The organism is Hamadaea sp. NPDC050747, from assembly GCF_040654195.1.
Classification (GTDB): Bacteria; Actinomycetota; Actinomycetes; order Mycobacteriales; family Micromonosporaceae; genus Hamadaea.
Genome location: NZ_JBFAHM010000012.1, coordinates 68,476 through 89,540, shown reverse-complemented (window position 1 = coordinate 89,540; position 21,065 = coordinate 68,476). Strand labels below are relative to the sequence as shown.

The following is a 21,065-nucleotide window of genomic DNA, read 5'->3' as shown; positions in this document are numbered from 1 at the left end:
ATGACCCATCTCCTGATCACGTTGACGGTAGAACCACCGGGCATCCGGGTGACGTGGCTGCTGGACGGCGTCGCGCTGAGCGTCGGCGACACAATCGGGCGCTTGCCGCTGTCCATCGCGGGCGCGCCGACGCTGCAGCTCGACGACGAGATGGTCACGGCCCACGACCGCCTTGGGGCCGTTCCACTCCTCATGAGCGTGTCCGAGGACGACGACCCCGAACCCCGACGCTGCTGGCAGGTCGGACGCTCGACGTCCGGCCCGATCGAACTGTCCTATCTGGCGGAGTCCGTCACTGAGGAGCCACTGCCTGCCACGGCACCGCTCGAACTTCGCGCGGAAGGCGGTGGACTCTCCGGAGTCTTGAAGTGCTTCCTGGTGCTGCCACCAGGACCGGAGGATCTCACCTTCACGCTTCGCTGGAACGGCCCCGTTCGGAAGGGCCAGTCCGCCGGCCGCTGGATGGCGGTCACCAGCCTGGGCGAAGCCGACGGAGATGACGGCGAACTCGCCGGTACGGGGCTGGAACTGCTGGGCGACACCTACGTCATGTGCGGCGACCTGGCGGACCGGCATCACCGCGACGGCGAGCTGTCAACGTGGTGGCTGACGCCGCCCGGGATCGACGTCGAAGCCTTCAGCGCCCGGCTCGGGACGACGTACCAGGTGATGTCGGAGGCGTTCGACGCACCGGCGCACCCCTACCGGGTCTTCTTGCGTACCCACCCGCACCGAGGCGCCAACGCCTCGGCCCACCCGGCGTCCTTCGCGATGGCCGTGAACCCGGCCAACCCGCTGAATGAGGCATCGCTCTACGAAACCGTCGCCCACGAACTCGTCCACGAATGGCTGCATCTGGACGGCCCGGTCGAGGAGGTCACTTGGTTCTCCGAAGGGGCCGCCGACTACTACTCGCTCGTCCTCCCCTTCCGCAGCGGCCTGCTGGACGAGGAATCCTTCCTGCGGGCCGTCAACTTCGAAGCCCGGGAGGCGTACGCCAACCCCCGCCGCGACCTGCATCTCCGGCAGGCGCAGAAGGTCTTCTTCTCGGACTTTCTAGCGCACCGCCTGCCGTACGCACGCGGCATGTTCTACCTGGCCGACCTGGACGCGCGCCTCCGGTCCGCGACCTCAGGCGAGCAGTCGGTCGACGACGTCGTCCGGTTCGTCGTGCGGCAACGCCGGCAAGGCAGGCGAACCAGCGTCGAGCAGTGGTGTGCCCAGGTTCAGCAAATCCTGCCCGACCCTGAGATGCCGATGCTGGACAGCCTCGTCTTCACCGGGACCGGGCGACCCGGCGAAGGCAGCTTCGGCACACGATTCGTCCAGAAGACCATCCAGGTGCCGGTGCTCGATCTGGGATTCGACCCGTCCACCCTCATGACACGTCAGATCCGCGGGCTCGTTCCCGGCGGAGCCGCAGAGCGCGCCGGACTCCGCGAGGGAGAGATCGTCGATCTTCCCAGGTACCCGGACATCGTCCGGCTCGACGTCGGCGACGTGCTGACCGTCGGCGTGACGCGGGACGGCCAGGCAGTCCGGACGGCCATCCCGCTGACCGGTGCAACGGCGCCAGTGCCCTGCTGGGTAAGGCGATCAGCTCCCTGAGGCCTCCTGGCTGCGGACTGGCGTGGGATCCTATTCTTCGTCGGTGGGCTACTTCGTCTCCATCGTCTTGACCCGATCGTCAAGACGTCTGACAGCTCGCGTTCCCGGGAGTGACTCGACAGCCGACGACGTGTCGGCCGCATCGCGGCGGCGTATCGGCTCATAGGTTGATCAACACCACGCACGTCTGTCCTATGGTGACTCACCGAGGCACGTCCGGCCGAGGGAGGAACACCCCGTGCGAGTACGAGGTTATGCCGCAGCGACACCGTGCTGGGCAGTGCACTACAGCACCGATGTCGCCGCCACGGCGGAGTTCTATGCCGGCCTCTTCGGCTGGACGACGGCGACGAACGACGGCGCGACCGTGTTCCGCCTGCGCGACCTGGCCGTGGCCGGTCTCGCCGAGATCGGCAACGGTGGAGCAGACCAACGGCCGGGCTGGCTGACGCACGTCTCCACCGATGACATCGACAGTACCTCTCAGCTGGTTCTCGAGGCCGGAGGCAAGGTACTGCGACCGGCGACCGAGTGGGGTGGGCGCGGACGGTCCGCGGTGTTCGCCGACTCGCTCGGTGCCGTTGTCGGAGTCTGGCAACGTGGTACCACCTCCGGCGTGGCGTTCGGCGGGGCCGAGGTCGTCAACGAACCCGGCGCGGTGACCTGGAGCGAGGTCGTCACACGCGACACGTCCGCGACGGCGGCGTTCTACGGCACGGTGTTCGGCTGGACCCAGCAGGTCGGAACCGCCACCGAGGAGCACGAGTACTACGAGTGGATCTCGGCGAATCGGGTCGTCGGCGGCATCAGCATGATGGACGGCGGGCACTACCCGCCGGGTACGCCGCCGCACTGGCGCACCATCCTGCAGATCGGCGACTGCGCCGACCTGGTGCGGCGTACGCCTGAGCTGGGCGGACGGGTGCTCGCCGGGCCGGTGGACACCGGCATCGGCATGGCGGCCTACATCGCCGACCCGACCGGAGGCACGTTCCTCGTCATCGAACTGCTGCCAGAACTGATCGCCGCACTGAACTGACCCGCCGCAGCTGGTCCGCGGTGGATCAGTGGGTGGGCGGCGGGCCGAGCAGTTCGATGGCGTGCCGGGTTGCGGCGTGGCCGAGAGCAGCCGGGTCGATCGGGCCCGGATCCGGTAGCTGCCGCGTCGTTGCTGGTTGACCGACATCGCCCGCGAACTGTTCGAACCCCGACGGGGTGGTGATCTGCAGGGTCCGCAAGGGTTCGCCGGCCTCGACGATGAACGTGTGCGGCAACCGGGCGGGCAGCAGGACGAAGTCGCCCGGCCCGGCGGAGAACACTTCGCCGTCACACCGGAACTCGGCGCTGCCGGACAAGACGTAGAACATCTCGTCTTCTTTCAGGTGCCGGTGCAGCGGTGGGGCGAACCCCGGCGGGTTGACGAATTCGACGACGGTGAGCGCGCCGTGTGTCTCGGCTCCGCTTGCCTTCACCGTCACCAAACTGCCGAGGAACCACAGCGCCTCGCCCTCGCCGTCACGCCGCACGTAAGGGCGGACCGATTCATTGATCATGACCGAGCTCCAAATTCAGCATACCGCTGTCTAGTGAATATGTTGTTAGTATGGCAGAAGCATGAGTGAAGTCAACAGCGCCAAGACACGGCGCAGCTACCGCTCGCCGACCCGCGATGAAGGGGCGCGCCGCACCCGCCAGGCGATCGTGGCCACCGCCGCCGAGCTGTTCGCTGAGCGCGGCTACGCCGCCACGTCGCTGGCCGACATCGCGACCGCGGCCGGAGTCGCGCGGCCGACGGTGTTCGCCTCGTTCGGGTCGAAGCCGGCGCTTCTCCGGCACGTCCTCGACCAGGCGCTCGCCGGCGATGACGTGCCGGTGGCGGTTGCCGACCGGCCTTGGTTCAGACCGGTCTGGGACGCCACCACGCCGAGCGCGGTCCTCGACGCCTACGCCGACGTGTGTGTGATCATCGCCCAGCGCGCAGCGCACCTGTTCGAGGTCGTCCGGCGAGCGGCAGACGGCGCGCCAGAAGTGGCGGAGCTGTGGAACGTCTTGCAGAGCAACCGCCGAGCCGGCGCGAAGATGGTCGTCGAGCACATGCGGACGCTGGGTGACCTCGCACCCGGACTCGATACGCCGACGGCCATAGACACCCTGTGGCTGTTCAACGATCCCGCTCACTATGCCGCGCTGGTCGTGCAGCGGGGCTGGCCGGAGGACGCGTTCCGGCGCTGGCTGGCAGACCGCATGCGCGACGCGTTGCTGACCTGACCACACGACGTGACCTTGACTGCGATATCGCACCGTCTGAGACTTCGGAGGTGCAGATTCACGCCGAAGATCGAGTCGAGCTCACCGTGATGCTCGACAAGGCCGATTACCGCCGCGTCGGCGCCGATATCGAACGACCCCGCCGCTGGACCAATCTGCTGATCGCGCCGATCCCCTTGGGCGCGTTCGTGAGCCTCTTGGCGGAGCAGTGGATCAGCTCGCTCATCCTGACCTTCGTCATGCTGTCCCTCATAGCCGTCGGAGTCGCGCACCGTCGGCTGCAGGCCGGGAAACTCCCCGACTGGGCTTTCGGCGCAACGACCTTTCGTGCGACACCCGAGGGCTTTGAAGTGGATCAAGTGGTGGCCCGCAGATTCGTCGGATGGACCGGCATCGCCGGATACCGGAAGACACCGACGGCTTACTGGATCCTGGTGTCCGGCGGAACGTCGTTCGCCGTGCCCCGCCGACCGCTTACCGGGCAAGATGAGATCGCCCTGGACGCCGTGCTCCAGCGCTACACCGCAAACCATGTCTACTCGGGGCATACCGGGCGGTGAGGCCTGCCCGGACGTGACCCGTTTAACCTATTCGTCGGCTTCCCCGAAAGCTTGTGCGCCCCAGGCACGAGCGTGGCCGGGCCGACCCTGATCGTCCACAACGGACACTGCCGGGTCGCACAGCGGGAAAACCGGCTTATCCGCAGCGAGGACGGCCGCTAGCCTGACAAAACGGTACGTAACATGCCAGCTGGCGGAGGTCAGACTGACCTATAGGATGGATCCGCCCAGCCGTTCAGACCAGAGGGAGAGTTCCTTGACGCCGCGACTCAGTGTCGTCGTGCCGTTTTACAACGTCGCCGACTACATCGCGGAATGCCTCGAGTCGCTGCGCCGTCAGACTCTCGACGACTTCGAGGTCATCCTCGTCGACGACGGATCACGCGACGGCACAGGGCAGATCGCCGAGGAGTTCTGCCGGCTCGACCCGCGGTTCCGCCTGGTCGTCCAGGAGAATCAGGGACTCGGGCCAGCCCGCAACACCGGCGTCAAACACAGCGAAGGCGAGTACATCACCTTCGTCGACAGCGACGACCTCGTTCCGCGGCACGCGTTCGAGATGATGGTCGGCTCGCTGAACGCGACCGGCTCCTCGTTCGCCGCCGGCAACGCCCGGCGCTTCGACGACTTCGGCGCGTGGAACTCGTGGCTGCATCGGAAGATCTTCGACGAGACGCGCCAGGCTACTCACGTCATGGAGTTCGAACAGCTGGCGATCGACCGGATGGTGTGGAACAAGGTCTTCCGGCGTACCTTCTGGGACGAGTTCGGCTACGAGTTCCCGGCCATCCGGTACGAGGACTACCCGGTGACGCTCAAGGCGTACCTGGACGCGGTCACCGTCGACGTCCTCGCCCAGCCGATCTACTACTGGCGCGAGCGCACCTCCGGCGACTCGATCACCCAGCGCAAGGCCGAGTTCGCCAACCTGCGTGACCGGATCACCTCGGCCGAAATGGTGCTCGACCTCGTCGAGCGGCAGCCCGCGTACATCCGGCACGCGGTGCACAAACACCTCGCGACCGTCGACATGGTGACCCTCGTCGAAGGCGTCGGCGATCTCTCCGACGAAGACGGCGTACGCCTGGCCCGGCTGGCCAAGCACTTCGCCGAGCGCATCGACAAGGGCCCCGCCGCGCTTTCCTCACCGATGGGCCGCGTCCAGCACCACGCGCTGCGCTCCGGCAACCTGGACATGCTGCGTGCCCTGGCCGACATCCGGCGCGGCGGCGCCCTCGGCACAGTGCGCGCCGCGCGTACGGGAGTGCCCTGGCGTCGGCACGAACTGGTCCCGCCGAACATGCAGGGCCAGGCCCGCAACCGCCGGAATCTGTTCCGGCTGTCCGGCCGGGCGCTCTACGTCACGACCACGGTCGCCGACCTGACCTGGGCGGACGATGCCCTCATGATCCGGGGCACGGCGGAGATCCGTCACCTGCAGATCGACGGCACCTCCAAGCTCCGCATCGTCCTGGAGGCCAACGGCGTCGAACTGCCCGTGTCGGTCGAGCGGTTCCCGGCGTACGACAGCCACGGCGACCAGAACCTCGTCGGCTACTCAGCCCGCGTACCGAACTCGATGCTGGCCGGCATCAAGGCCGACGGCGATCCCGCGACGCTGCGCGCCACGATCACTCAGCGGCACATCAAGCGCACCGCACTGCTGCGCAACGTCGGCCCGGGCAACCCGAGCATGCCGCCGGGCGGCTGGATCAACGACACGTCCTGGCTGCAGCCGCTGCCCGCCGACGACAACCGGCTGCTGCTGCGGCGCATGGTCGACCCGGCGCGGCTCACCTCGGCCGCGATCTCCGACGGCGTCGTCACCCTGGAGGGGCTGCTTCCCGCCGCCGCCGGCGAACTAAGCCTCACGCGTCGGTGGTACAGCGAGAAGCTGGCCGACTACGAGATCCAGCAAGACACCACCGGGGGCCACTTCAGCGCGAGGGTGCCACTGGCCGGGCTGCTCCCGGACGACGATCCGGACGATCCGGTCAGCGGGCGTACGGTGTGGCGGTTGGAGGCCGGCGGGCATCCTGTGCTCGCCACCGGGCTCACCCGGGCCGTGACTCAGGTGGTCGGCGGCCGGCTGGTCCAGGTCAGCCGGGCGGCCGACAACTGCGTAGTCGTCACCGACGGGCCGGTCCAGCCGACCGCCGACGAGATCGGGCTGGGCGACGGCGTACGCGTCATCACAGTCTCCGGGCGGACCTGGACCGACCTGGACTTCCCGCTGGTCTGGCGCAAACTCAGCGACACCAGCGGCGAGGAGGACGTCGCCTGCTCGGTCACCGTCGACGACCGGTTCACGGCTGCGGTCGACGTCGAGCGGCTGATCGCCCAATCGTCCCGGGAGATTCGCACGACCCCGACGACCTGGCACTTGATCGGCCTGCCCGCCGAGGGACGACCGTTCGCCGTGCAACCCGACGCGTTCCTCACCGCGGAGGCCTCGATTACCATTTTCGTCCTGGACCACCAGCTGACTTTGCGTCCGCATGCCGATCGTGTCACTGTCGAGGTGCGGTAGCCATGCATCATCACAATCACTATTACGGGCAGTCGCACATTCTGGCGCGGTATGCCGGTCTGGATGACGAGTTCCCGCCGCGGTTGCGGGGTTATCTGCAGCATGGGTGGAACATCGGCTGCGGCTGGAATCCGGTGCACGAGTTCTTCGACGGTGCGTGGCGGTTCGTGTGGAGTGATTGGCCGCGCCGTCGTGGGCATTCGCTGGGCCGGCGCAACTATCACGTGGTCGGTGCGCCGTGGCTGTATCTGCTGCAGATGGAGCCCACACTCGGGGTGATACCGCCGGAGCAGCGGGAGGGCACGCTGTGGTTTCTGTTCCACGGCTGGGAGGGTGGCAAGATCTCCGGTGATCATCAGCGGTTGATCGACGAGATCAAGGAGACCGAACCGGGGCCGGTCACGATCAGCCTCTACTACACCGAGTACGAGCGCCGGGAGATCCGCCGGCATTACGAGAAGGCGGGTTTCGACGTGGTCTGTTTCGGCCGGCGGGGCTGGAACTATGAGGGCACCGATCGCCGGTTCCTGTATAAGCAGTTGGAGACGTTGCGCCGGTTCAAGCGGGTGGCGTCGAACCGGTTGGCGACGGCGATCTTCTACGGGGTGTCGGTGGGGTGCGAACCGGCGGTGTATGGCGATCCGATGGAGTTGGGCGGGGAGAATCCGCTGTTCGGTGGGGTGCAGCGGATCGGCCGGTTGTGGCCGGAGATGATCGGTAAGCAGGTGGATGTGGCGGTCGCGCGGCAGATCACCGATGAGGAGCTGGGGCGGGCGTGGGTGATGCCGCCGCAGGAGATGCGGATGCTCTTCGACTGGAGGGAACGTGACTGACATCGAGAGCACCGTGCGGGTCGTCCGGGGTGAGATGCAGCCGTGGAGTGATCAGAATCAGCCGGGGATGCCGGCGGCGGGTGGGCCGGTGGTGTGCCGGTTGCTGGCGGATCTGCTGCCCCGGGCGCGGCGTACGCTGGTCGTCGGTCCACACGGCCGCGACGTCCTGGACCTGGTCGCCGAGCGCAGTGAACACGTCACCGTGCTGCTGCGCTCGGTCAGCGACGCCACCGAACTCGCCGATTCCTCCGGCGGCCGCCTGGACGTCGTCGCCGGGGCACTGGACGGCCTCGCGAGCGATTCGCCGGAGCCCTATGACGCGATCGTCGCGGTGGACGGGCTTGACCGGGTCCTCGGTGCGGACAGCCCGGATCTGAGCTGGCCGGAACGCCTCGCCCAGCTGCTCAAGCACGCCACTGTGGACGCTGTCCTCGTGTTGGGGTTGGCGAACGGGTTCGCCCTGACCAGTCTGCTGGACCGGCGCGGGCTCGACGAACGGCACGGCGACAACGAATGGTGGCCACTGCGGGATGATCCCCAACGGCCCGCCTCCGCCGCCGCGTTCGCCCAGGCCGCCGAACGCGCCGGGATCACCGGTGCCCGCGTGTACGCCAACTTCGCCGCACACACCCTCATCGAGATCGACGCAGCCACCGAAGCCCGCCCCGGCAGCCTGCTCTGCCGGATGGGCGTACGCGGGCTGCAGGCGGCCGGGGCATCGCTGCCGCTGCTCGCCCCGATCGGGGAGAGTGGTGAGGCGGCCGCCCGCGCCGGTCAGCTCGGCGCCGTCGCCGACGGCTGGCTGCTGCTTCGGGGCGGGGCGACGCGTGCCGCGTACGCCGAAGGTGTGGCGGGCCTGACGCTCACCGTCGACCGACAGTCGTCGGGTGCCTGGCAAATCGACGTCTCGGGGGTCGCTTCCGACGTTCCCGACGGACTCCGGTCGCAGTCGGCTGCCACAACGCTGCCGGACGCCCCGACGGCGGAGGACGTGCTGTTCCGGCTGGCCGCCGCGGGCGACGTCCCCGGCGTACGCGCCTTCGCCGCCGAACTCGGCGCCTGGGCGCGATCGCGGTCCACAGCGGAGGCGATCTGCCTCGACGACCTCGTCTACGACGGAACGGCGTTCACCCCCGGCTTCTACGGCTGGGCGACCACCGAACCGGCTTCAGCCGACGAGCTGCTCGCCGCCGCCTGGCACCGCTGGCGCGACCGGCTCGTCAGCGCCCACCGCCGGCACCCCTGGCCACCGTGGATGGCGGGCGACGACCTCGTGGCGACACTGCTGCAGATGTCCGGCGACGCCGCCGACCCCTCCACCGTGGAACGCGGCCGGGAGATCGCCGGCCTGGTCGCGGCCGGCACCGACGTTCCCCTGACGGAATCCACTATTGACGTACGCTCAGCGCTGGAAGAGGCAGCAGCCGCCCGGCACGAACTGTTCGAACTACGCGGGCACGTCTTCGGCCTGGAGCGCACCCTCGGCTACCGCGACAAGCAGCTCAAGGTACGCGAAAAGCGTATCCGCGAAATGCGCGCGAACATGCGGCGCATCGAGGCGATCCGCAATCACCGTATGTTCAAACTCGTCCGGTACGCCGCGAAGATCCGGCAGCCGAAGCAGTTCGCTCGGGCAGTGGTCCGGAAGCTACGCGGCTAGCCTGGGTCTATGGCGTTGATCTTGGCGAGCAAGGGGCTCCAGCTTCCAGCTCGTCAAGATCACCCCATGAGGCCCGCCGAGAGGCTGGACGGGCGGCGCATGTCCACCCGCTCCCGCCGGCGATCAGGGAATTCGTACCGGCAGCGGCAGGTCGATCTGAATCACGAACCGGTTCGGCGTTCCGTCTGTCCACGCGCCGCCCCAGTTGCCGTTGATCAGACGGTCGACGCAGAGCAGACGTTTCGGGTCTGCCGCCAAGGAGATCGTCATGTCCTTGTTGATGATGACCGGATTGCTTTGGCCGGTCCATAGGCCCCAGCCCGCGCGGCCTCCGCCGGAAAGACCAAGGTAACGATCGCCGCCCGAAGTGTCCTTCTGCAAGTACAAATCGTCACCGTGGAAGTACCACACACAGGGGTGCGCGGCGGCCTCGTTGGGAACGATGGCCAAGTAGGGATCAACCGCGCTGGAGACGCTCATCCAGCCGAGGAACTTGCCGGACTCGAAGTCGAGGCAGCGCACTGGCTGGTAGACCGTGGGAGCACCCTTGGCGAGCTCGCTCAGCGTTTGCCTGGGATTCCAATTGCCGATGTAGTTCTGGCAATTGCGGTCGTGCAACTCCTTGCGGAGCAGCGGCAGCTTGCTGCTCGGATCGTTCAGCTTGAAGAGTGCGCGGAAGTTCTGGCCGGGATTGCCGATCAGATAGTCGAAATCGGGGATCTGCTTGAGTGCCCCGTATTCCGAGACCGGAGCACCGTTGAAAGCGGTCCACACCTCGTCGGCCGACGTTTGCGCGGCTGCGGTGACATGCTGCCGGTTGTCCGCGCTCACCTTGTCCAGCAGCCGTTTGTCACCGTAGGCGAACCACTCCTCGCCCTTCTTATTTCGGACCACAAGGCCGTACTTCGAGTCCTCGTTGTGCATCGTACGGGCCAGGTTGCCGGCGACGATCTTGTCGTTGATGGTGTCGTAAAGCTCTACGCGCGGCACGCGAAGGTGGCCGGTGGAGAACAGGTCGGTCAGGAAGTGGTCGGCGAACGCGTTCATCGCATACGCCCGCTCCAGCCGAGTCTGTCGCAGGACCGAACCCTTGGGCTCGTTCGCAGCCAGCCTCGCCTCGTCCAGCGCGATGCCATGCCCGACCGAGTAAGCCTTGACCGCGTTCGCGCCGAAGTGGTCGAAGTTCTTGAGGGACAGCCGCGGATAACGGAACACGGTCTCGAACGCCCAATCGATCGAGTACCGGTCGCCGATCTCCTCGTAGACCTTCGACGGATCCTTACCGGCGTTGTACGCCGCCATCACCAGCTTGATCTCCACCTCCATGATGCCGAGGATGCGGCTGCGCTCGTGTGGGATGTACGGCGTCGCCAGCTGAAACCAACCCCGGCGGAACACGCCGTCCGGATCCTCGGCGGTGCTGATCGGCTGATCCACCACACCGTAGAAGTCACCGCCCAGCGCGATGCCCTGGCCGTAGGTGATGGTCGGACCGTACTCGAACGATCCGCCCAGCCTGATGTGCAAGCCGAACTCAGCGGCCTTGCGCTTGCCGTCTTCGAACGACAGCGTCAGTTGATCGCCGATCCAGGCGTGTTCAGCGCTTTCCATGACGGTTCCTCCGCTACGGCCCTTGATTTGACCCGATCGAACTCCACTGCTGTCGATGCTGCACGTCAGTTCGGCGATGGCTGGTTGCTGGCAATCTCCGCATATCTGGTGAATGCCGAGCTTATCCGCATTCATCCTGCGTATCCATTTGGTCACTCTTTAGGAAGAGCGGCCGATCGGCGACCAGGGCCGCTTGGCTTTGATCGGCAAGAAGCGGTGGTCGCGCCGGAGGCATGGGTCCGATGACGGAGTCGGGTTCATAGACCTGCCGGAGCGAGTGGGCCGCAGCCGCCAACGAATCGCGGCTCCGAAGGCCCGCTCCTCCAGTTAGGTCAAAGGGCTTTGGTCCAGCTCGTCGAACAGGGGGTAGCTGACGATGCTCCGGCCCCTGAGGACCTTCAGGGCTCTACGACGGTACGCAATGAGGTATTCGACCTGCTTCGGCGTCAAGGACTCAAGGTCCACCGCTGGTGGCTTCTCGTAGTAGGTGAAGCGAAAGACCAGGGGAACAGACGCTATGGCGAGCAGCAGAAGCAGCCAGATGGGAATCACCAGCAGCCAGTGGTCGGACAGCTCCGGGAGCCTCATGTACAGGGCAGCTAGCGAGCCGGCAGCGCACGCCCCTTCCATGGCGGCGATCCCGAGGATCGTCCTGCTCCATTGGCGGTAGGGCGTGGTCAGCCAGTCGATCCACCAGTGCAGAACCGTCAGGCAGCCCGTGAGGAAGCCAGCGGCGCAGAAGATCTGCAAGCCTGCCTCGAATTCCTCAGGCCTCACCCGGAGAACCATCAGAAGTGCGATGCCGGACACGATCAGGCCGCAGATCATCACCACGTATGACGCCGCGACCAGGAACTTGCCGAACCACGACCGGCGCTCGTGCCGCTCGCACCGCGCCAACTCGATCGACGCAGACTCGCGTACCACCCGGTTCAGCTCGTCGGGCTCGAACTTTGCCAACGGATCACAGATCGTGGCCCACTCGGCCGCATCCATCGCTGTCGCCCGAGGCACAGCCCAACTCCTTCCGTCTCCGCGCGAGGCTGCGCCGCAGCCGCATCGCTTCCACATGCGTGGGCGTAACGTTATTCATCATGCGCAACCACAGTGTCGACATGTCGATATAGCGATGTTGGGAGACCGTGCGTGAGGCGACAATCGACCGCATGGCGTACATCGACCTGGGCGTCGACGAGGACCAGTTTCCCGGTATCAACGGCCCGATGAGGTTTCGGCCCGAGACCGCCAAACCGCTCAACGAACTCGCCGAGGTGCTGCTGCGCCAACCGCATCCGACGTTGAGTCCCGGCGAACGCGAACTGATCGCCGCGTACGTCTCCGGTCTCAATTCATGCGAGTTCTGTTGCGACTCGCACTCCGCCTTTGCGGCGGCCCAGCTACCGGAGGGATCGTCGCTGGTGCAGATGGTTCGCCGGGACGCGGCGAGCGCTCCGATCTCGGCCAAACTGCGGGCGCTCCTCGGTGTCGCCGCGGCCGTGCAGCAGGGCGGGCGTCATGTCACGGCCGAGCACATCGATTCCGCCCGGGAAGCCGGGGCCACGGATGTGGAGATCCACGACACCGTGCTCATCGCGGCCGCATTCTGCATGTTCAACAGGTACGTCGACGGGCTGGGCACGAAGCCGGCCGCGCATCCGGAGCAATACGTGTTCGCGGCCGAGCGGATCGTCACCTTCGGCTACGGCGCATCCGGACAGCGGCGCGACCCGAGCAGCTGATTCGGCGGCGCTAAGCCTGGGTGATCCAGAACCTCAGCCCCAGCGCCTCGTCGCTGAACGTCTCACCGACCGCGAGGCCGCCGCCGTCTCCAGATCCGGAACCGCCGCCCTCACCGGCCGCGAAGTCGGTGGCGAGCACCTCGTCGGCGATGAGCGAACCGTGTTCCCGCAAAGCCTCCGCCGTCTCGCCGGACGCCGCGTACCGGAGGGTGATGCGGTCGGCCACGTCCAAGCCGCTGGACTTGCGGGCCTCCTGCACCAGGCGGACGACCTCGCGCGCGAGTCCGGCCCGGCGCAGCTCCGGCGTGATCTCCAGATCCAGCGCCACGGTCGCGCCGCCGCCACTGGCCACCGCCCAGCCCGACCGAGGCGTCTCGGTGATGACGACCTCGTCCGGGCCGAGCTCGACGACCGAGCCGTCGACGTCGACCGTGGCGGATCCGTTGGTACGCAAGGAGCTGCTGAGCGCGGCGGCGTCGGCGGCGGCGATCGCGGCGGCCACCGCCTGTACCGTCTTGCCGAACCGCTTGCCGAGCGTACGGAAGTTGGCCTTGGCGGTGGTGTCGACCAGCGATCCACCGACGTCCACCAACGACTGGACACTCTGGATATTCAGCTCGTCGATGATTTGCTCCACAAGAGACTCCGGCAGCTCGGCGAAGCCGGGTGCGGACACCAGGGCGCGGGACAGCGGCTGACGGGTCTTGACCGAGGACTCGGCCCGGGCCGTGCGGCCCAGTTCCACGAGGCGGCGTACGAGCGCCATGCCGGCCGCCAGGCCGTCGTCGATCAGCGCCGGGTCGGCCGTCGGATAGCCGGCCAGATGGACCGACTCTGGCGCCGACGGCATCACCGGGACCACGATGTCCTGCCATACGCGCTCGGCCACGAACGGCGTGATCGGGGCGAGCAGCTTGGTCACGGTCACCAGCGCCTCGTGCAGGGTCGCGAGGGCGGCTTGGTCTCCCCGCCAGAACCGACGGCGACCCCGGCGCACGTACCAGTTCGACAGGTCGTCGACGAACGCCGCCAGCAGCTTGCCGGCTCGCTGCGTATCGAATGTCTCCATCGCTGCGTCGACCGCACCCACCAGCGTGTTCAGCTCCGAGAGGACCCAGCGGTCCAGGAGCGGCCGGTCGGCCGGCGCGGGGTCCGCGTCCGACGGCGACCAGCCGGCGGTACGCGCGTACAACGCCTGGAAGGCGACGGTGTTCCAGAACGTCAGCAGGACCTTGCGGACGACCTCCTGGATGGTGCTGTGGCCGACGCGGCGCGCCGACCAGGGTGAGCCGGCGGCGGCCATGAACCACCGGACGGCGTCCGCGCCGTGCTGATCCATCAGCGGGATCGGCTCCAGGATGTTGCCCAGGTGCTTGGACATCTTGCGGCCGTCCTCGGCCAGGATGTGCCCGAGGCAGACCACGTTCTCGTAGGACGACTTGCCGAACACCAGCGTGCCGACCGCCATCAGCGTGTAGAACCAGCCGCGGGTCTGGTCGATGGCCTCGGAGATGAACTGGGCGGGGTACCGCTTCTCGAACAGCTCCTGGTTCTTGTAGGGGTAGCCGTACTGGGCGAACGGCATCGCCCCGGAGTCGTACCAGGCGTCGATGACTTCGGGCACCCGGGTCGCGGTGGCGGCGCACTGCGGGCAGTCGAAGGTCACCTCGTCGATGAACGGCCGATGCGGGTCCAGAGTGGACTGATCTCGGCCGGTCAGCTCGGTCAGTTGAGCCAGCGAGCCGACACAGGTCAGGTGGCCGGCCTCGCAGCGCCAGATCGGCAGCGGCGTACCCCAGTAGCGGCTGCGGGACAGCGCCCAGTCGATGTTGTTGTCGAGCCAGTCGCCGTATCGCCCGTACTTGACCGTCTCGGGCTGCCAGGTGGTCTTCTCGTTCTCCCGCAGCAGTTCGTCCTTGATGGCGGTGGTGCGGATGTACCAGGACGGCTGCGCGTAGTACAGCAGCGCGGTGTGGCACCGCCAGCAGTGCGGATAGCTGTGCTCGTACGGGAGGTCACGGAACAGCCGGCCGCGCTCGGCGAGGTCCTTCACCAGCGCCTTGTCGGCCGTCTTGAAGAACACGCCGCCGACCAGGGGCACAGAGTCCTCGAACGTGCCGTCCGGGCGTACCGGGTTCACCATGGGCAGGCCGTGCGCGCGGCTGACCGCGAGGTCGTCGGCGCCGAAGGCAGGCGCGATGTGGACCAGTCCGGACCCGTCCTCGACGGTGACGTAATCGGCGGTCACCACGAAGTTCGCGTCCTCGACCGCCACGAGGTCGAACGGCCGCTCGTACGCCCACCGCAGCATCTGCGTACCGGTGAAGGACTGCTCGACCGTCCAGCCGTCGCCGAGCACCTTGCCGACCAGCGGTTCGGCCAGCACCAGACGTTCGGTGCCGTCGGTGGCGACGACGTAGGTGACGTCCGGATGGGCGGCCACCGCGACGTTGGAGACCAGCGTCCACGGGGTGGTCGTCCACACCAGCAGGGACGCGGCGCCGGCCAGCGGGCCGGACGTCAGCGGGAAGCGCACGTAGACCGACGGGTCGACGACGGTCTCGTAACCTTGGGCCAGCTCGTGGTCGGACAGGCCGGTGCCGCAGCGCGGGCACCACGGCGCCACCCGGAAGTCCTGCACGAGCAGTCCCTTGTCGAAGATCTGCCGCAGCGACCACCACACCGACTCGATGTAGTCGGAGTCCATCGTCCGGTAGGCGTCGTCGAGGTCGACCCAGTAGCCCATCCGCTCGGTGAGCTGCGCGAAGGCGTCGGTGTGCCGGGTCACCGAGGCCCGGCAGCGGTCGTTGAACTCGGCGATCCCGTAGGCCTCGATGTCCTGCTTGCCGGAGAACCCGAGCTCCTTCTCGACGGCCAGCTCGACCGGCAGGCCGTGGCAGTCCCAGCCGGCCTTGCGGGCGACATGGAAGCCCTTCATCGTCTTGTAGCGCGGGAACACGTCTTTGAACACGCGTGCCTCGATGTGGTGGGCGCCGGGCATGCCGTTGGCGGTCGGCGGGCCCTCGTAGAACACCCACTCCGGCTTGCCCTGCGACTGGTCGAGGCTGCGCTGGAAGACCTTGCGATCGCGCCAGAAGTCGAGCACGGCGCGCTCGAGCGCAGGCAGGTCGACCTGGGCGGGCACGGGCTTGTACGGCATCTTTCCTCCGGTCTCGTTCACACGTTCCCGGAGGGACGAGGCGAACCCCGCGGTACCACCCTCCTTGGCCGCAGACACGGCCCGCTCATTCGTGCGGTCGGCTTTACTCGGCCCGCGGGCCTTTCCTCCGACGGCTCCGGGGTGATCTTCACAACGGGCACGCCCCCGGGCTTCCACCGTCCCCGAGTCTCTATTGGCTGCGTCCGGAGCTACTCGTCCCCATCAACGCCTCGCGCCCGTACTGTAACTCAATCCCCGGGCACTTCATTTCCCAGGTCCGCGGTGGGTCGCGCGCCGCTGCTCCCGTCGGGCACCGGCCTCGGCCGTGGGCCGGCCTCAGCCTGCACGGTCCGCGATCCAGCGACGGCCACGGAGCCGCGCTCGGCTTGGTTCGGCTCCGCAGATGACCGGCCCCCGGCGTACCGGTTCATCGCCGACCTTGCGCGGCCGTTCTCCGGCGGGCCGCTCCTGCGATCAGCGGTGACGCGGATCAGAGCTCGCGGCGATCGCCCAGTACTACTGCCCCGCCGAGGGCCAGCACGGTCGCGACCACGGTGATCACCAGCGCCGGCAGGTAGTCGGCCGCCGCTGCGCCCGCGACGACGTCACCCAAGGCGCTGAGCAGCCCGGTCGGCAGCCAGCGGCCGCCACCCGTCAGGCTCCCGATGATCCCGACGAGCAGCAAAATCACCAAGGCGACGCCCGCCGTCGCCAGCACGCCGCGGACGAGCGCCGCGACGAACGCCACCAACGCCACAGCGAACGCCGGGAAGACCGAGCCGTATCCGATGCCGGCCAGCATGGCCGCCGTCGACGGCGCGCCCAACAACACGGCGGTCTCGTACCAGGCACAAGCCGCGCCGACGACAAATCCAGCCACGGCGGCAGCCGCGTTCACCGCATACGCCGACAGCACCACCGGCCGCACCCCGCCCAGCCGCGTACGCAGAAAGACGGCCATCTCGCGCCGTGCATCGAAGGCCAGGGCTGACGCGGCGACCAAGGTGACGACGAGCAGCCCGATCTGCGAGGCGTTGCCGACGAACTGTGCAATGCCGTCAGCCGGGGTCGGCTTCGGAAACGTCACCTCGACGCCGTCGGTGCCGACCGCACGGAGAATCTCCCCGAGGTAGCGGGCGGTCAGTGGCCCGGTGAGACCGAAGAAGGCGTACACGGCGAGAATCGTGAGCAGGCGGCGGGTCCGCACCAGCCGCAGCCACTCCAGCCGCCACAGTGTCACGAGATCAGCTCCAGGAAGACGTCTTCGAGATCGGCTTCGCGCGGACCGAGACTGATCACGCGCGCTCCCGCGGCGGCGAGCACACCAGCGAGGTTGCGCTCGGCCTCCGCCACCGTGCGTACGCCGACGAGCAGCTCCCCGGGCTCCGAGCGCACCTCGGTCACCCACGGCTGCTCGCGTAGCCCCGCCTCGGCCTCCTGTGCGCCGCCGCGCAACCGAACCACATACGCCGGAGTGGCCCTCCCCACCAGCAGGTCCTCGATGGTGCCCTGGAACAGCAGCCGCCCATCCCGCAGGACGCCGATGCGGTCGCAGACCTCCTGGACGTCGGCCAGGATGTGGCTGGAGAAGATCACGGTCGCGTGGCCCCGGAGGCGGGAGATCAGGTTGAGCACCTCCCGCCGGCCGACCGGGTCGAGGGCTGACGCCGGTTCGTCCAGCAGCAGCAGTTCCGGGTCGCCCACCACGGTCGCGGCCAGCCCGAGCCGCTGCAGCATGCCCCGCGAGTAACCGCCGACTCGGCGGTCCGCGACCTCGGCGAGGCCACTGTCGGCCAGCACGGCGTCGACCCTGGCGGCGACAGCCGACTGCGGTGTCGGGGCGGCGACCAGATGCGCCGCCAGCGACACGACCTCGCGGCCGGTCAGCCACGGATCGAACTGCGGTGTGTCGGGCAGAATCGCGATCCGGCGGCGATCGGCGGTTACGCGAATGTCGCCGCTGGTGGGCCGTCGCAGTCCGGCGAGGATGCCCAGCAGCGTCGTCTTGCCTGCCCCATTCGGGCCGACGAGCCCATACACCGATCCGGCCGGGACCCGGAGGTCGACGCCGTCGAGCGCGGCGTGCGTACCGTAGCGCTTAGTCAGGCCGGACGTCTCCAGGATCATCGGGGGCTGCGCCCTACGAGCAGGTAGACGATGCCGCCGATCGGAATCGAGATCACGCAGATCGCCGCCCAGGCCCACTTGGGCAGGTAGCGCACCTCGTTGCGGGCGAGGTCGTACAGGCAGTAGACGACGAAGGCCAGCCCGAGCAGGACAAGCGGCGCCAGGGCCGCGAGGGGCAGGTCGGCGTCGGTGGCCGCAAGGTTCATGTCATGAGGATGGCAGAAGCCGGCGCCCAGGCCGTAGCAGCCTCGCACGCGGTAGTCACAGGTCGTGCAGCAGCTCGCCCAGGGACCTTCGTCCCCTGTCCGGCCAGGCCCACTCGGAACAGGCTCTAGGTATGGGCAAGCGCACGTTCGTCGTAGCCGGCGTCGACAGCACCGGCAACAGCCTGATCGCCGTCGACCGTGCGGCCGAGGAGGCAAGACTGCGGGACTGGCCGCTTCGCCTGGTGTACGCCCTGGACCCGGATCGCCGGCCGGGCACCACCAGCGGGTTCGGGCTGTTGCAGGCGGCGGCTGATCGCGTACGCCGTCGGCAGCCGGATGTCACCGTGTCCACGGTGCTCGGGCTGGGCACCCCCGCCGACGTGTTGATGAGCTACTCCGCGGACGGCGGCCTGCTGGTGCTGGGTAATCGCAGCCGCCGTGAGTTGGCTGGCGTACGCCGCTCGGTGGCGCTGCATCTGCTGCCGAGACTGCAGGTGCCGATGCTGATCGTCCGCGTACCCGGGTTGCCGGATCTCCCCCGGCGGCCGGCCCGGCCGGTGGTGGTCGGCGTCGACGGCACGCCCAGCTCCAACGCCGCCGTGGTGGCGGCGATCGCCGAGGCACGGCTGCGGTCGGTTCCGCTGATCGCGGTGCACGCCGCCATCGGGGATTCGGTCTACTCCGATCGTTCGGCGAATCCCCTGTACGGCGGCCCGCTGGCCGACGAGCAGCTGCTGAACGGGGTGGCGCTGCGTCGGGTGCCCGTCGAGGCTGATCCACGCGCGGCGCTGATCGGCCTGTCGCGCCAAGCCTGCATGGTCGCGGTGGGCAGCCGCGGCCGAAGCGGTCTGGCCGGGTATCTGCTCGGCTCGGTGGGCCACGCTCTGATCCGGCTGGCCAGCTGCCCCGTCCTGATCGCCCGGTGGCCGGTCGGCTCGGCGGCGCCGGAGGAGCTGGACGCCCATCCGGTCACCGCGCCGGTGTGAAATAGGGCGTGCTCTCTGGGCACCGCCGTTCGCGGTGGGGTGATCAGGTTGTGGAGGCCGCGTGGATGGCCGCGATCGACGTGGCCAGAACCCGATTGAACTCCTCGTCACTCTGCTGCCGCTGCAGTCCTTCCGTCAGCGCGCGCGAGAAGCTGGCGATCAAGCCATGGTTTCTTGCCAATCGCTCGTTGGCCTCCTGCTGCGAGTAGCCTCCCGACAACGCCACCACCCGAAGCACCTTCGGATGCCGGATCAAGTCGCCATAGAAGTCGTCCTGCGTGGGAATGGTGAGCTTGAACATGACCTCGCTTGCCTCGGGGATACTCTCCAGGCGTTCGAGGATGCCTTGTTTCAGCAGTTCTTCGGCCTGCTGCTTCTCGGCGCTGGCGATGTCGACCTCTGGCTCGATGATCGGCATCAGTCCGGCGTCGACGATCTGCAGCGCATAGGCGAACTGCTGGTCGAGGACCGCGGCGATGCCCGCAGGATCGGCACGACTCACGAATGAGCGCATCTTCGTACCGAACACCTGCCGGCCAACCGCACGGTCAAGCAGACTCTCAAGCTTGGTGAACGGCTTCATGAGCCGGACACCGTCGGCCTCGGCTGCCAGTCCTTCGTCGACCTTGACGAACGGGACCACGTTCCGCTGCTCCCACAGGTAGCGTGGCACGGCAACGCCGCCCACCTCGCGGTCCATCGTCTGCTCGAACAGGATCGCGCCCAGGATGCGGTCCCCTCGGAAGGCCGGCGCGGCCATGATCCGACTGCGAAACTCGTGCATCAGGTCGAACATGACGTCTTCCGACGAGTACGCCGACTCGGGGACTCCGTAGTGCGCCAGCGCCTTCGGTGTGCTGCCGCCGCTCTGGTCCAGCGCGGCGATGAAGCCCGCATCTTCCTTCATTCTCTGCCGTTTCGAGTCGTTCATCCGCGCATCCTCCTTTTGCTCTGATTTTTCGCAAACACCAGCTTAGGTGGCTGCCGGCGTCGGCGGGTCCGGGCGACGATCCCAGCACCGTCGAACACGGCGACCCCACCCGGCGTACCGCGGATCGACGAACTGCATTGTCGGCTTCGCCGTTTCGCGCTGATCGTGAGCTGGAGGCCGGCCAGGACCGTGCGTCGGCGACCGCTCATCGTCGGACCAGTGTGGTATGCAGGAAAGCATGCACGACGACGTCAGGGTCGTCCCGGCTAACGAGGCGAGCTGGGACGACTTGCAGACGGTGTTCGGCCGTGGCGGCGCGGCGAAGTGCCAGTGCCAGCGGATCAAGCTGGGCGACCATGACTGGTTCCGGATGCCGGTCGAGATGCGCGCACACCGGCTGCGCGAGGAGACCGAGTGCGGTTTTCGCGACGCCGAAGCCACGAGCGGCTTGGTGGCGTACCTCGACGGCGAGCCGGTCGGCTGGGTGGCGGTCGAGCCCCGCGCAAACTACCGCCGGCTGCGGGGCTCCTCGGTGCCGTGGGCCGGCCGGCAGGAGGATCCCGACGACCCGCTCGTGTGGGCGATCGTCTGCTTCGCGATCCGGGCCGGCTTTCGACGCCAGGGCCTGACCCGGCCGTTGGCCGTGGCGGCCGTGGCGTACGCGAAAGCGCATGGCGCGAAAGCTGTCGAGGGGTACCCGATGGTGCCCAAGGCTGGGCAGGGTGTCACGTGGGGCGAGATGAACGTCGGATCGCCGGGCACGTTCCGCTCGGCCGGCCTGCATGAGGTGAGCCGGCCGACCGTGCGCCGAGCGGTCATGCGTCTGGACTTCTGAACCCGCCGGGT

Annotated in this window: 18 protein-coding genes; 10 read left to right on the top strand and 8 right to left on the bottom strand. The window is 67.9% G+C overall.

Going from position 1 to position 21,065, the window contains the following annotated elements:
• Window positions 1-1,608 carry a hypothetical protein gene (locus AB0H43_RS27720; RefSeq protein WP_360003966.1) on the top strand — a complete coding sequence of 536 codons (1,608 nt, stop codon included), beginning with the start codon at window positions 1-3 and terminating at the stop codon, window positions 1,606-1,608.
• A gap of 280 nt (window positions 1,609-1,888) precedes the next feature.
• Window positions 1,889-2,647 carry a VOC family protein gene (locus tag AB0H43_RS27715; protein WP_360003964.1) on the top strand — a complete coding sequence of 253 codons (759 nt, stop codon included), beginning with the start codon at window positions 1,889-1,891 and terminating at the stop codon, window positions 2,645-2,647.
• Between the two features lie 25 nt (window positions 2,648-2,672).
• Here the strand turns inward: AB0H43_RS27715 and AB0H43_RS27710 are convergent, their stop codons facing one another.
• Entirely contained in the window at window positions 2,673-3,161 is a 489-nt protein-coding gene (locus AB0H43_RS27710; protein WP_360003962.1) for a quercetin 2,3-dioxygenase, read from the bottom strand.
• 61 nt (window positions 3,162-3,222) lie between these two features.
• Between AB0H43_RS27710 and AB0H43_RS27705 the strand changes: the two genes are divergently transcribed.
• The 5 genes from AB0H43_RS27705 to AB0H43_RS27685 all read left to right on the top strand — a co-directional run bounded on the left by AB0H43_RS27705 (window position 3,223) and on the right by AB0H43_RS27685 (window position 9,459).
• A complete protein-coding gene (locus tag AB0H43_RS27705; protein WP_360003960.1) occupies window positions 3,223-3,876 on the top strand; it encodes a helix-turn-helix domain-containing protein in 654 nt (217 codons plus the stop codon).
• Between the two features lie 50 nt (window positions 3,877-3,926).
• On the top strand, window positions 3,927-4,436 hold the full coding sequence (locus AB0H43_RS27700; RefSeq protein WP_360003958.1) for a YcxB family protein: 510 nt from the start codon (window positions 3,927-3,929) through the stop codon (window positions 4,434-4,436).
• 256 nt (window positions 4,437-4,692) lie between these two features.
• Window positions 4,693-6,966, top strand: coding sequence for a glycosyltransferase family 2 protein (locus AB0H43_RS27695; RefSeq protein WP_360003956.1), 2,274 nt, complete (start codon window positions 4,693-4,695; stop codon window positions 6,964-6,966).
• Between the two features lie 2 nt (window positions 6,967-6,968).
• Window positions 6,969-7,799 carry a hypothetical protein gene (locus tag AB0H43_RS27690; protein ID WP_360002274.1) on the top strand — a complete coding sequence of 277 codons (831 nt, stop codon included), beginning with the start codon at window positions 6,969-6,971 and terminating at the stop codon, window positions 7,797-7,799.
• Window positions 7,792-9,459 (top strand): hypothetical protein, encoded by a 1,668-nt coding sequence (locus AB0H43_RS27685; protein WP_360003955.1) that lies wholly within the window; start codon window positions 7,792-7,794, stop codon window positions 9,457-9,459. The genes AB0H43_RS27690 and AB0H43_RS27685 overlap by 8 nt, the downstream gene beginning before the upstream one ends.
• A 123-nt stretch (window positions 9,460-9,582) precedes the next feature.
• Here the strand turns inward: AB0H43_RS27685 and AB0H43_RS27680 are convergent, their stop codons facing one another.
• The gene (locus tag AB0H43_RS27680; RefSeq protein ID WP_360003953.1) at window positions 9,583-11,205 is read right to left on the bottom strand and encodes a hypothetical protein; all 1,623 of its coding nucleotides are present in this window, start codon (window positions 11,203-11,205) and stop codon (window positions 9,583-9,585) included.
• A gap of 192 nt (window positions 11,206-11,397) precedes the next feature.
• Window positions 11,398-12,084: a hypothetical protein gene (locus AB0H43_RS27675; protein WP_360003952.1), complete on the bottom strand. Its 687-nt coding sequence runs from the start codon at window positions 12,082-12,084 to the stop codon at window positions 11,398-11,400.
• 152 nt (window positions 12,085-12,236) lie between these two features.
• Here AB0H43_RS27675 and AB0H43_RS27670 point away from each other — a divergent pair, with 152 nt between their 5' ends.
• Entirely contained in the window at window positions 12,237-12,809 is a 573-nt protein-coding gene (locus AB0H43_RS27670) for a carboxymuconolactone decarboxylase family protein (RefSeq protein WP_360004364.1), read from the top strand.
• A 10-nt stretch (window positions 12,810-12,819) separates the two neighbouring features.
• Here the strand turns inward: AB0H43_RS27670 and ileS are convergent, their stop codons facing one another.
• From ileS to AB0H43_RS27650, 4 genes are all read right to left on the bottom strand, one after another.
• Window positions 12,820-15,969, bottom strand: coding sequence for an isoleucine--tRNA ligase (ileS, locus tag AB0H43_RS27665; RefSeq protein ID WP_360003950.1), 3,150 nt, complete (start codon window positions 15,967-15,969; stop codon window positions 12,820-12,822).
• A 490-nt stretch (window positions 15,970-16,459) separates the two neighbouring features.
• Window positions 16,460-17,209, bottom strand: a complete 750-nt coding sequence (locus tag AB0H43_RS27660) for a hypothetical protein (protein ID WP_360003948.1) — start codon at window positions 17,207-17,209, stop codon at window positions 16,460-16,462.
• Window positions 17,206-18,096, bottom strand: a complete 891-nt coding sequence (locus AB0H43_RS27655; protein ID WP_360003947.1) for an ABC transporter ATP-binding protein — start codon at window positions 18,094-18,096, stop codon at window positions 17,206-17,208. Before AB0H43_RS27655 ends, AB0H43_RS27660 begins: the two co-directional genes overlap by 4 nt.
• On the bottom strand, window positions 18,093-18,302 hold the full coding sequence (locus AB0H43_RS27650) for a PLDc N-terminal domain-containing protein (protein ID WP_360003946.1): 210 nt from the start codon (window positions 18,300-18,302) through the stop codon (window positions 18,093-18,095). Before AB0H43_RS27650 ends, AB0H43_RS27655 begins: the two co-directional genes overlap by 4 nt.
• A gap of 131 nt (window positions 18,303-18,433) precedes the next feature.
• Here AB0H43_RS27650 and AB0H43_RS27645 point away from each other — a divergent pair, with 131 nt between their 5' ends.
• Complete coding sequence (locus tag AB0H43_RS27645; RefSeq protein WP_360003944.1) at window positions 18,434-19,288, top strand: universal stress protein; 855 nt, start codon at window positions 18,434-18,436, stop codon at window positions 19,286-19,288.
• 43 nt (window positions 19,289-19,331) lie between these two features.
• Here the strand turns inward: AB0H43_RS27645 and AB0H43_RS27640 are convergent, their stop codons facing one another.
• Entirely contained in the window at window positions 19,332-20,219 is an 888-nt protein-coding gene (locus AB0H43_RS27640; protein ID WP_360003942.1) for a fructose bisphosphate aldolase, read from the bottom strand.
• A 238-nt stretch (window positions 20,220-20,457) separates the two neighbouring features.
• Between AB0H43_RS27640 and AB0H43_RS27635 the strand changes: the two genes are divergently transcribed.
• A complete protein-coding gene (locus AB0H43_RS27635; protein ID WP_360003941.1) occupies window positions 20,458-21,054 on the top strand; it encodes a GNAT family N-acetyltransferase in 597 nt (198 codons plus the stop codon).
• Window positions 21,055-21,065 lie beyond the last annotated feature (11 nt).

What these genes read in the sequence shown, in the direction of transcription:
- AB0H43_RS27690 (WP_360002274.1), top strand. Translation starts at nt 6,969, where the DNA reads ATGCATCATCACAATCACTATTACGGGCAGTCGCACATTCTGGCGCGG.
- AB0H43_RS27705 (WP_360003960.1), top strand. Translation starts at nt 3,223, where the DNA reads ATGAGTGAAGTCAACAGCGCCAAGACACGGCGCAGCTACCGCTCGCCG.
- AB0H43_RS27710 (WP_360003962.1), bottom strand. Translation starts at nt 3,161, where the DNA reads ATGATCAATGAATCGGTCCGCCCTTACGTGCGGCGTGACGGCGAGGGC.
- AB0H43_RS27635 (WP_360003941.1), top strand. Translation starts at nt 20,458, where the DNA reads ATGCACGACGACGTCAGGGTCGTCCCGGCTAACGAGGCGAGCTGGGAC.
- AB0H43_RS27670 (WP_360004364.1), top strand. Translation starts at nt 12,237, where the DNA reads ATGGCGTACATCGACCTGGGCGTCGACGAGGACCAGTTTCCCGGTATC.
- AB0H43_RS27680 (WP_360003953.1), bottom strand. Translation starts at nt 11,205, where the DNA reads ATGAATGCGGATAAGCTCGGCATTCACCAGATATGCGGAGATTGCCAG.
- ileS (WP_360003950.1), bottom strand. Translation starts at nt 15,969, where the DNA reads ATGCCGTACAAGCCCGTGCCCGCCCAGGTCGACCTGCCTGCGCTCGAG.
- AB0H43_RS27650 (WP_360003946.1), bottom strand. Translation starts at nt 18,302, where the DNA reads ATGAACCTTGCGGCCACCGACGCCGACCTGCCCCTCGCGGCCCTGGCG.
- AB0H43_RS27655 (WP_360003947.1), bottom strand. Translation starts at nt 18,096, where the DNA reads ATGATCCTGGAGACGTCCGGCCTGACTAAGCGCTACGGTACGCACGCC.
- AB0H43_RS27640 (WP_360003942.1), bottom strand. Translation starts at nt 20,219, where the DNA reads ATGAACGACTCGAAACGGCAGAGAATGAAGGAAGATGCGGGCTTCATC.
- AB0H43_RS27720 (WP_360003966.1), top strand. Translation starts at nt 1, where the DNA reads ATGACCCATCTCCTGATCACGTTGACGGTAGAACCACCGGGCATCCGG.
- AB0H43_RS27645 (WP_360003944.1), top strand. Translation starts at nt 18,434, where the DNA reads ATGGGCAAGCGCACGTTCGTCGTAGCCGGCGTCGACAGCACCGGCAAC.